General features: G+C 62.8%; 9 protein-coding genes and 1 pseudogene. 2 read left to right on the top strand and 8 right to left on the bottom strand.

Translation table 11 applies throughout. The annotated features are described in order from the left end of the window. From pstC to ABF821_RS17575, 3 genes and pseudogenes are all read right to left on the bottom strand, one after another. Positions 1-229, bottom strand: a pseudogene (pstC, locus tag ABF821_RS17565) (phosphate ABC transporter permease PstC); the annotation flags it as partial. Between the two features lie 308 nt (positions 230-537). Then, the gene (locus ABF821_RS17570) at positions 538-3,120 is read right to left on the bottom strand and encodes an EAL domain-containing protein (protein ID WP_415530991.1); all 2,583 of its coding nucleotides are present in this window, start codon (positions 3,118-3,120) and stop codon (positions 538-540) included. Positions 3,121-3,740: 620 nt separating this feature from the next. After that, positions 3,741-3,935 (bottom strand): hypothetical protein, encoded by a 195-nt coding sequence (locus ABF821_RS17575; protein ID WP_182974952.1) that lies wholly within the window; start codon positions 3,933-3,935, stop codon positions 3,741-3,743. Positions 3,936-4,124: 189 nt separating this feature from the next. On the opposite strand from ABF821_RS17575, the gene ABF821_RS17580 reads away from it, so the two are divergent. Further along, positions 4,125-4,259 (top strand): hypothetical protein, encoded by a 135-nt coding sequence (locus tag ABF821_RS17580; RefSeq protein ID WP_259654670.1) that lies wholly within the window; start codon positions 4,125-4,127, stop codon positions 4,257-4,259. Positions 4,260-5,450: 1,191 nt separating this feature from the next. Next, positions 5,451-5,684 (top strand): hypothetical protein, encoded by a 234-nt coding sequence (locus ABF821_RS17585; RefSeq protein ID WP_415530992.1) that lies wholly within the window; start codon positions 5,451-5,453, stop codon positions 5,682-5,684. Positions 5,685-5,695: 11 nt separating this feature from the next. On the opposite strand, the gene ABF821_RS17590 is transcribed toward ABF821_RS17585, so the two are convergent. The 5 genes from ABF821_RS17590 to ABF821_RS17610 all read right to left on the bottom strand — a co-directional run. Next, positions 5,696-5,974: a hypothetical protein gene (locus ABF821_RS17590; protein ID WP_182974954.1), complete on the bottom strand. Its 279-nt coding sequence runs from the start codon at positions 5,972-5,974 to the stop codon at positions 5,696-5,698. A 381-nt stretch (positions 5,975-6,355) separates the two neighbouring features. Next, the gene (locus ABF821_RS17595; RefSeq protein ID WP_415530997.1) at positions 6,356-7,393 is read right to left on the bottom strand and encodes a glycosyltransferase family 4 protein; all 1,038 of its coding nucleotides are present in this window, start codon (positions 7,391-7,393) and stop codon (positions 6,356-6,358) included. A gap of 72 nt (positions 7,394-7,465) precedes the next feature. After that, positions 7,466-8,290: a UDP-2,3-diacylglucosamine diphosphatase gene (locus ABF821_RS17600; protein ID WP_415530994.1), complete on the bottom strand. Its 825-nt coding sequence runs from the start codon at positions 8,288-8,290 to the stop codon at positions 7,466-7,468. Between the two features lie 203 nt (positions 8,291-8,493). After that, positions 8,494-9,261: an ABC transporter ATP-binding protein gene (locus ABF821_RS17605; RefSeq protein WP_415530995.1), complete on the bottom strand. Its 768-nt coding sequence runs from the start codon at positions 9,259-9,261 to the stop codon at positions 8,494-8,496. Continuing rightward, positions 9,258-9,948: FecCD family ABC transporter permease (locus ABF821_RS17610; protein WP_415530996.1), on the bottom strand; the 691-nt coding region annotated here is incomplete at its 5' end. The genes ABF821_RS17605 and ABF821_RS17610, both read right to left, overlap by 4 nt.

A 9,948-nucleotide genomic window follows, 5' to 3' on the forward strand; every position in this document is an offset into this window, starting at 1 on the left:
CGAAATGCTGCGTCACCGGGTTCCACACCGCGCTCCACACAAAGCCAGGCCCAAATGCCGACCACGCCGACAACCCGCCCCACGCCAATACCGCTATCAGACCGCCCAACAGGGCAAGCATCAGCCATCCCGAAAGCCGCACTAGCCCCGCGAACACATGGTCACCGGTCAACGTGTCTGTATTCCGTCCCGCCGGAACCATGTCCCGGGATCGCGGCATCTGCTGCATCCATTTATTCCCGATGCCGTCCTTAATCCGTTCATCCAATACATTTCGGTCCAACGGGCTTCAATCGAACAGGATCGGAAGGGCAATTAAGTTTTTATGACATCCATGCCATTTCCATGAGTGCCAGCTTCAAGCACGCCGATGATGAGCAGAATGCAATAGCCACCTCACCGCGCGCCGCATTGGCGCAGGTTTCCTTGCGGCATCACGCCTCTCGCAGGAAACAAGCATAAAAAGTCGCCATCGAGCCGTTCTCGTCGGGGCTTTTGAAACAGTCTCCAGGGGCCATACCGACCGTAGCCCCCTGGTTACGCCGCCGGAAGCCGCGTCAGACCGGTCGAGCAGGATTGCTGCCACGTACGAACCCAATCCGGCAGACGCTCCGCCTCCAGCGGATGAGAGATCAGGAATCCCTGCACCAGCGGGCATCCCAGTTCATCCAGAAGCGCAAGCTGCTCTTGCGTCTCGACCCCTTCGGCCACGATCGACATGCCCAGATTGCGGCCCATGCCGATAACGGCATTTACGATCTGGCGGCTTTCCTCCACCCGATCCATCCGCTCCACAAAGCTGCGGTCGATTTTCACCTCGTTCAGCGGCAGATTGACCAGATTCGCCAGCGTGGAAAATCCCGTGCCGAAATCGTCCATCGACAGGCCGACCCCCAGCGCCCGAATGGCGCGCGCCGCCTCGATCGTGCTGTCCAGATCGGCAACCATCGTGCTTTCAGTCATCTCCACCATCAGACGGCCGGGCGGAATGCCGGTTTCCTCCAAGATGGCGGCAATCATCGCAGGCAGGCCCGACTCGCGGAAATGCCGCGCGGACAGATTGACCGCCACCGATGGGATCGCGATCCCGTCCGTCATCCATTGCGCCATCTGCCTGCAGGCCTGCCGCAGCGCCCATTCCCCCAGCGCCTCGATCAACCCAGCCTCCTCGGCCAGCGGGATGAAGCGTACCGGCGAGATATTGCCGCGCACCGGGTCATGCCAGCGTGCCAAAGCCTCCACCCCATGGATGGCACCGGTATGAGGCGAGACCTGGGGCTGATAAACCAGCCGCAACCGCTCGGATGCCAACGCGGTCCCCAGCACGCTGGTGAGAATGACGCGGTCATGCGCCCGCTGATTCATCGCCGGACTGAAGAAGCGGTAGCAATTGCCGCCGGCATCCCGCGCACGCGAAACGGCGATCCGGGTATTGCGCAGCAACGTGTCGACGGTCCCCCCCTTCTCACGGCCAGCACAGATACCGATGCTCACACTTGACGTAACAGGCAGGCCATTGATCACCAGGGGCTCCGCCATGGCCCGCACAATCGCTCCTGCCATCACCGACGCGTGATCGACCGCGAGAAACCCGTCCCCGTCCACGCAGCATCCCGGCCCCATCGGCGTGCGGCCACAGCCGGTCACGATCGAAAACTCATCCTCACCAGTACGGACTAACGTGTCGTTCCGCCCCACCGCACATTTCAGCCGACGCGCGACCCTCTCCAGCAGTTCGTCCGCGCCGACGCCCCCCAACCCGTCGCGAATCGTCCGAAATTGATCGAGATCGATCGCGATCAGGGTCAGACCACACCAGCCCGGCCTGTCCTGCAGGCCCGCCAGATGGTCGCGCAACCACGTCCGGTTAGGCAGGCCGGTCACCGCATCGTAATGCGCCAGTTGCGTGATTCGCGCCCTGGCGCGCTCCTGCTCGACCGCCAGCGTGCAGAAATGAACGCAGGCATCCACCACCCGACGCTGCCAGAGCGTGGGCTCCCGCCGGTCGCGGAAATACAGGGCCAGGCTCCCGGCTACCGTGCCGTCACGTAGGCGCACGGGCACCGACCAGCAGGCGATCACCCCCAGCGGGCGCACTGCGTCGCGCAGGGCCGGCGCCCAGCGCGGGTCAATTTCGATATCGGGTGTCAGAACCTCATGACCTGAATAGATCGCTGCACCGCAGGTCCCCACCATCGGGCCGACGAACATTCCGTCGCAGGCCGAGGCAAACGCTTCCGGCATCGCCCCCCGCCCGGCCATCCAGGCACGTCCTTCGTCGGTCACCAACAGGATCGACACCAGGACATCCGGTGAAATCGCCTCCACCCGCCTGCAGATCAGCGACATGACATCCGTGAAGTCCGTCGCACCGCTCAGGGCCGTCGTCACATCCTGCCGGAGCCCCTGCAATTCCATTGCCTGGGTTTCGTCGGCCAGCAGAACGATGACATCACCATCCGCAGCACCATCGTCCCGAACCGGGCTGACCGCCGTGCTGAGCCAGATTTCCCGCCCGGCGCGCGACCGCGCCCGCAGATCGATCTCGAACGGCCTGCGGGTGCGCAGATTATACCGGAACTCGCGCAGGACCGGCATGTCCGCCTCTTCCGTCGCCAGGGCAACCGAGACATCACGCAACAGGACATCCTCCGGACGATAGCCGAGCAGATGCGTAAAGGCTGGATTGACATAGGTGATCCGATCCAACCCATCGAGGACCATCACCCCCCGGTCGGTCCGGTTGACAACGGTGGAGCAGAGTTGCGCCGCCTCACGCTGCCCGACCGCCTCAGTCACGTCACGCAGCGTGACGATCCATGCAGCCCCTCCGAATGCATCGCCTGACGCGACGACCGCTTCAAGCCAACGCACCGGACAACCGGGGGGAGCGAGAGAAAATTCGCGTGGTGCCAGACCAGATGCCAGTTCCAGCGCGGGCAACATCACGTGTAGCGGCTGCCCTGCCCATGAGTCAGCCCGTACACCGCACATCGCCGTGACCGCATCGTTGGCGAAAGCCACCATGCCGCCGCCATCAACCACGATCACGCCATCAGCCAGCGCGTTCAGAACCGACGCAAGAGATGACGGCCCACTCTGCAACGCCGGCTCCCCCATGAATCACCTCTCCACCCTGCGATCACCTCGCGCAGGACATCCCGGACTGCTTGGAGACGATAGCGACGGCCAGCCTATCCGACCCGATACTTGGGCACTTCTTATTCCATATCGACGGCTGCCTGCAATGTTTGGCAGATCATGTTTCCACACTTTCTACACATACCAGCCATACAGCAAGTAAAAATACAACATGACATAGGTCAATACACCCCGCCACTTGGCGTGGATAGGCCACTGGGGCAGCAAGGAAAGTCGGAGGCACCATATTATTTATCCTGGCGCCGCGAACAGCGACATCGACACCAGCCATACTCCCTGCCCCCGATAGACCGGCGCCCATCTGGTCAGGAACCGGCAGATCGGCATGTGTCGCCACACCAAGCAGTCCATTTATTATTTCAAAACATGTCTTCCAGACAACGATCTCAAGGTAACAAGGCTGCAACGATAAACAATAAATATCATAGTCTTAATTGGTGATCGGATTCATTAAAGTTCTCAGCGGAAACCTATATCGCCCAACCGGCCGGAAGGCCTGGCACCTCCCGACCCGAAACGCAGAATATAACGAAATCAACAAGGACATTCGCCAGAACACACACCTGGTGACAATGCCGTCAGCCCGGATTGGCGGCCTGACCCGGACATTTGGTATATCGCCCCTTTTCATCGCGGCATTTGACAGGTTTTGGCTTTGGACAAGCGATAAACTTGCCTTTGGCATCCCGGCACGGCGTGGCGGCGGAAAGCGGGTCCGAGGCACCGATCAGCGCCATAACGGCCAGACTCGAAAAAAGCAGGCGTAAACGCATATGCATTATCCTGATCGCAAGGTGGAAAGTGTCAGCATGCCCGCATTGCCCGGCACCGGACAAGAGAATCCATGTCGATGGATCGTGCGGATGTGATCAGTGACATGCCTTGTTCCCACAGATGCCGATCCCAGATCAAATGACGGGCAGGATGAAAAAAAACGACCCTCGGCAAATAAGGAGGCAGTCATGGCTCATATGATCACGCGCGGCGTCTCCGCCACGCCACCCCACTCAATCGGTTACTGGACCTTCATGGTGGGCGGGATCATCGCTCTTTTGGGATTCTACGCTGGCATCCTGCTGTTCGGGCAGGCGTGGTAGCCAACGTGGTAGCCAAGAGGATGGCTCAGTCCGCACGATAGGCCGCCACATCACGGAAGGGTTTTTCTTTCCGGAAAGTTCGCTCAATCTGGCAGTACATGATCCATGGCCGCAACGCGGCTGATATGCTCCAAATCGCCGCACGGAGCCAGAAGAGCGATAAATCATCCTATCCGCTCCATCCGTGGCGTCGGCTTCGCAGCGGCGGCCATCATTTTCCCCGGCATGGTCATGGACGGCACGGGTATTTTTACGGCCCCTTTACCGGCAACCCGTCGTCGGAGGGCGTCCCCAGATTACGTATGCCACTATGATGGGCCAGCCCCTGATCGGCTTTACGATCAGCAAGTACCGGAACGCGCGTTATCTTAATCGCCCCTGGTTTTCCAATTATGATCGCTAAGGCGATGGAGGCTGGCGGGATGACCAGGATTTCCACGGTGGCGGCAATCAAGGCGGACCACCATGGCGGTTTTAGATGTTAGGCCCGGCCGGACCGGGACGCGCCGCCGCCAGGCAACAACCGGGGCGGCGGGCATCGGAGCAGCGGCATGCCCAATGCGGGATCTCCCGACGAAGACCACGGAGATGGCCACTAAGGCCCGCATGATGAATAGTTCTCGTGTTTGTGTCTGAACTTTGCTGATGTGTCCGAGTTCCATTTTCAGACATCCTGGACAGAAGGACCATGTCGATGACACACGCGGCCAGCATAATCGGGCATATCCTCGTCCGTGACTGGATCGACGCCAGACAATCTGCCTGTACCGAGGACCATCCCAACACGTCTCAGGCACAGCCGCCAAGAAGGTTCCGTCGCGCGGAATGGCAAGGCTGGGCAGGCAACCGCCCCCTGTCGTGGCCCAGCTATGCCGCCTCAATGCGCCAGGTGTCGGCTGGCCTGTCACGCCGCGTCGCCTTCCGCAGACAGCGATAATCAACGCGCAATCCCACGTCCAGGCGGGGCGTCGCCGAATGCGTCCTTGCCGCGCCCTCATTAACATATCGCAACACCTTGCTCATCATGGCGGAATATCACGTCAACTTCCATCCGGGACGACCGCCTGGTCGATGGCCAGCACCTGGTAGATTGCCCGCTCGACTATCTTTTGCTGACCGCAGACGCCTTCACCACCAACGTCCGCACATGCGCCGCCAATTCCGCCTATCGCACGGCGTCCGGCTGGCTGCGTGGTCCGCGACTGGTTCTATGAGGCAATGCAGGCCGCCGGCCTGCGTACGACAAAGGCCGCTCTCGATTCCATCGATAGCACGCGCCCCATCATCGTCCCGCCCTCCTTCGGCCATTCGCTGTCGGCCAACAGCGCGGCCCTCCAGCGCGCCGGCATTACAACCTCGTCCCCCAATCCCACCGGCGGGCAGGTCGTCTACAATACCGGCTCCTTCAGTCCTCCGGTCCAATAACTCAGGACGCCTCAATGCATCGGCACGCCCGCCGTCACCAGCAGGGCGTGCAACAGGATCAGCGTCAACACCACACCGATCAGCACGGCGAAAACGCCCCCAAACAGGCGAAAGGCGCCGATTGCCAGACTCACCAGCAGGATGATCAAAAGCGCCGTCTGTAACTCGCCCCTTATACCCACGCTGGCCAGGATCTCACGCGCCAGATTCTCGATCGCGGCGACGGCCGCCAAGATCAGGCCGAACAGGCCCACCAACAGGCCGGTAACGACGGCAATGGCGCCTTCCATGACAATTCTTCCTTCCTGACGGCGCCGGGCTGATCCTCGGCATCGAGCCCCGTTAAGATGTTTTCAGCCGCCGATCCACCCGACCGAACCGCCTCCACCAGAAACGCCCTGCCCGGCCGCCCGTTCAACCTGGGAAGTTATTCAGCATCCGGCAATGCCCTGCGATAGGTAATCCCTTCGTGGAAAGACCGGCACCTCCGACGGCTCGACCCTTCCCGTTCTACGCGTCATGCAGGAGGCCGGAGAACGACTGGTCACCGAAACGGGCGAACTGGCCAGAAAGACACCAACCTCACGCTCTCTACCACCATGCTGAGCGACGAAATCCTCCTTCACGATCCAGCACTCGGCGAGGTCGTCGCCCGATCACCCGGCAAACGCTCAGACGGTGCGCCCAACCCGCTGCGCCCTGATGACGGCATCAAGGAACATACGTGCGCAGGCTTCCCAACTGAACCGTGCGGCATGTGCCCGGCAGGCGACACGGTCCGCATTCAACGCGGCGAGGATATTGCGCCGCAGGTCCGGCCCGATCGCACCGACCGCCGATATTCCCGGCGGCAGGATGTCGCGCGGCCCCGTCACATCGAAGGCCGCCACCGGTACGCCACAGGCCAGTGCCTCCAGAATCACCAGTCCGAACGTGTCGGTCACACTGGGAAACACGAAGACGTCGCTGGCCGCATAGGCCGCCGCCAAATCCGGGCCGGTGAGATAGCCGGTGAACAGCACATCGGGATAACGCGCGGCCAGAGCCACCCGGTCCGGCCCGTCCCCCACCACGATTCGGGTGCCCGGAAGATCCAGAGACAGAAACGCCTCCAGATTCTTCTCTACCGCCACACGCCCCACATAGAGCAGATACGGCCCCCGCACGTCATACATTGCCTGCCAGTCGATCGCGGCGGCCTCGGGATGGAACCGGTCGGCATCAACCCCCCGCGTCCAGCATTCCAGACGCATGAAGCCCCGCCCCTGCAACTCCTCCTGCAGGCTGGCGGTCGGAACCAGCGTCAACGCCGCCGCGTCGTGAAACCAGCGCAGGAAGCGATAGGGCACCCCCATCGGAAATCCCGTTCGGGCACGAATATATTCTGGGAAGCGCGTATGAAAGGACGACGTGAAGCACTGCCCGTTGCGCAGCGCCCAGCGCCGCGCCGCCAGCCCCAGCGGCCCTTCGGTCACGATATGGAGCGCATCGGGGCGGAAATGTTCGATCAGCCGGTTCAGCCGGCTGCCGGGCAGTATAGACAGGCGGATCTCGGGATAGGTCGGGCACGGCATGGTACGAAACAGATGCGGGCCGATGATCCCGACCGTATGCCCCATCGCCCCCAGCGCGTCGCGCAGGCGTGAAACGGTGCGCACCACGCCATTGACCTGGGGATACCAGGCATCGCTGACCATCAGGATACGCAATGGCGGCGCCGCAAGGCCGGCCTCCGGCCTAACCTCGGGCGGCGCGACGGCGGAAACCGCGTCCACCGTCACTCAGGCACCGGCAAACGACCGCGAGGCCAGCGGCGCAGCCACGGGGAACCGGTTGCACACATCGGTTACGTCCAGCAGTTCCATGCTGCCGTCGTGATGCTCCACCAGCGCGCTACAGCTTTCGACCCAGTCACCGTCGTTCATATACAACACGCCGCCCAGATCCTTGATCACGGCATGATGGATATGGCCGCAGATGACCCCGTCCATGCCTCGGCGCCGGGCCTCATCCGCCACGGCGGTCTCGAAGCGGTCGATGGCCATGACCGCGCTCTTGACCTGTCGCTTCAGCCATTGCGACAGCGAACGATAGGGCAGGCCCAATCGGCGCCGCACGAGGTTAAACCAGCGGTTGACGACCAGCGCCAGCGTATAGGCCCGATCGCCCAGCATCGCCAGAAAAGGGGCATAGCGCACCACGCTGTCGAACTCGTCACCATGCAGCACCAGGAATTTCCGCCCGGTCGCGGTCACATGCTCGGCCTGGTTACGCAGGCGGATTCCGGCCACTTCCAACTCATGCGGCAGCCAGCGCCGGAACATCTCGTCATGATTGCCGGGAATGTAGATGATCTCGGTCCCGCTGCGCGCCATGCGCAGGATCAGGTTCAGCACGTCGTCATGATGGCTGTTCCAGAACCATGACCGCTTCAGCTTCCAGCCGTCGATGATATCGCCCACCAGATACAGGCGCTGACAGGTCATGTTGCGCAGGAATTCCGCCAGCAGGTCGGCACGGCAATCGCGCGTTCCCAGATGGACGTCCGAAACAAAGACGGTCCGATAGCTGGCAGAAGTGAGTCGATCGTTCAGAATCACGTTCATCGCAAGCGGTACACCCTGATGAGGGACGCGCCTTCTCTAACCGTATCCGCCCGTTTCTTTCGTGTATCTTTCATGAAACTATCCGCCCATCACCGGAGCGAGTGCAGACGGGGCGAAAAACGCCCCCACCGTTACGATACAAATTTCAGAAATTTGATGATTTAAATTATTTTTTTCGTTTTTTAAGAAATGTCACGCCTTCTTCAGGCCGGTTCGCCCGTCAGGCTCCAGGGCACGACCGCATCATCCACCCGTCGGACGGTCACGCCATAGACCGCACGCATGGCCGCATCGGTCAGAATTTCCGCCGGCCGCCCCTGCGCCACGATGCGCCCGTCGCGCATCAGCACCAGCCTATGGCAGAACCGCCCCGCCAGCGTCAGGTCATGCAGCACCACCGCCACTCCCCTGCCCGCGTCCGCCAGGCGGCCGAACGATGCCATAACCGCCAGAGCATGGGCCGGGTCCAGCGCCGCCACAGGTTCATCCGCCAGCAGATAGGGCGCCTCCACCGCCAGCGCCCGCGCCAGCCGCAGGCGCGCCCGCTCCCCACCCGACAACTGATTGGCCGGCCGGTCACGCAGATCAAGCAGTCCCGTTTCCGCCAACGCAGCCTCCACCGCCGCATGATCGCACACGTCATTCCGCGCTCCCCGATGCGGCAAACGCCCAAGCGCCACCAGATCCGCGACCCGCATCGGCGGCGGGGACACGCCCTCCTGAGGCAGGAAAGACAGCCGCCGCGCCCTGTCACCCGGCATCATCGCCGCCAGTGCGCGGCCCTCCAGCAGCACCTCTCCCGCATCGGCCCCTTGAAGGCCGGCCAGCACGCGCAGCAGCGTGCTCTTGCCCGCGCCATTCGGGCCGATCACCCCCACAACCTCGCCGGCCGCCAGCGCGACATGCGCGTCATGCAGGACCCGCCGCCCCCCCAGCGAGAGCGTCACCCCCCGCGCAAACAGGCCGGTCATGGCATGGTCCGACGCATGGCGATCACCCGGTGAAAGAAGACAGGCGCCCCGATCAGCGCCGTCAGCACACCGATCTGGATCTCGGTGGCCCCCGACAGCAACCGCACCGCCGCATCGGCAACCAGCAGCAGCAGCGCGCCCCCCAATGCCGAAGGCAGCAGCAGGCGCGAAGGCTGGTGGCCCGTCAGCGGCCGCAGCAGATGCGGCACCACCAGCCCCACGAAGCCGATCGCCCCACTGACCGCAACGCACGATCCGACCGCGACAGCCGCCCCCACCACGACCCGCGTCTGGATGCCCAGAAGGCCGCGCAGGCGAAACCCCATGCTCTCGGCTACCTCGTCGCCCAATGCCAGCGCGTCCAGCGCCCGCGCGACCGTCAACATCAGCAGGCACCCCGCGACGGTCCCCGGCAAACTGACCCACACATCGGTCATGGTCCGGTCGGTCAGCGACCCCATCACCCAGCGCATCACCTCGTAGGCCGCGTAGGGACTTGGCATCAGGTTCATCGCCATGGCCGTCAGCGCGGCTGCAAAACTGCTCATCGCCGCCCCTGCAAGCAGCAGCACCAGCGTCCCGCCCTGCCCCACGAGCCCCAGCAGCAGCAGCACCGCCAGCAGCGCCCCCACCAGCCCGCCCGCCGGCAGCAACAGGGCCGAAACACCGGCCAGCCCGGTATAGAAC

This window comes from Gluconacetobacter sp., assembly GCF_047721585.1.
GTDB lineage: Bacteria > Pseudomonadota > Alphaproteobacteria > Acetobacterales > Acetobacteraceae > Gluconacetobacter > Gluconacetobacter dulcium.

Excerpts from the sequence above, each read along its gene's own strand:
- ABF821_RS17605 (WP_415530995.1), bottom strand. The coding sequence starts at position 9,261 with ATGACCGGCCTGTTTGCGCGGGGGGTGACGCTCTCGCTGGGGGGGCGG.
- ABF821_RS17600 (WP_415530994.1), bottom strand. The coding sequence starts at position 8,290 with ATGAACGTGATTCTGAACGATCGACTCACTTCTGCCAGCTATCGGACC.
- ABF821_RS17575 (WP_182974952.1), bottom strand. The coding sequence starts at position 3,935 with ATGCGTTTACGCCTGCTTTTTTCGAGTCTGGCCGTTATGGCGCTGATC.
- ABF821_RS17590 (WP_182974954.1), bottom strand. The coding sequence starts at position 5,974 with ATGGAAGGCGCCATTGCCGTCGTTACCGGCCTGTTGGTGGGCCTGTTC.
- ABF821_RS17570 (WP_415530991.1), bottom strand. The coding sequence starts at position 3,120 with ATGGGGGAGCCGGCGTTGCAGAGTGGGCCGTCATCTCTTGCGTCGGTT.
- ABF821_RS17580 (WP_259654670.1), top strand. The coding sequence starts at position 4,125 with ATGGCTCATATGATCACGCGCGGCGTCTCCGCCACGCCACCCCACTCA.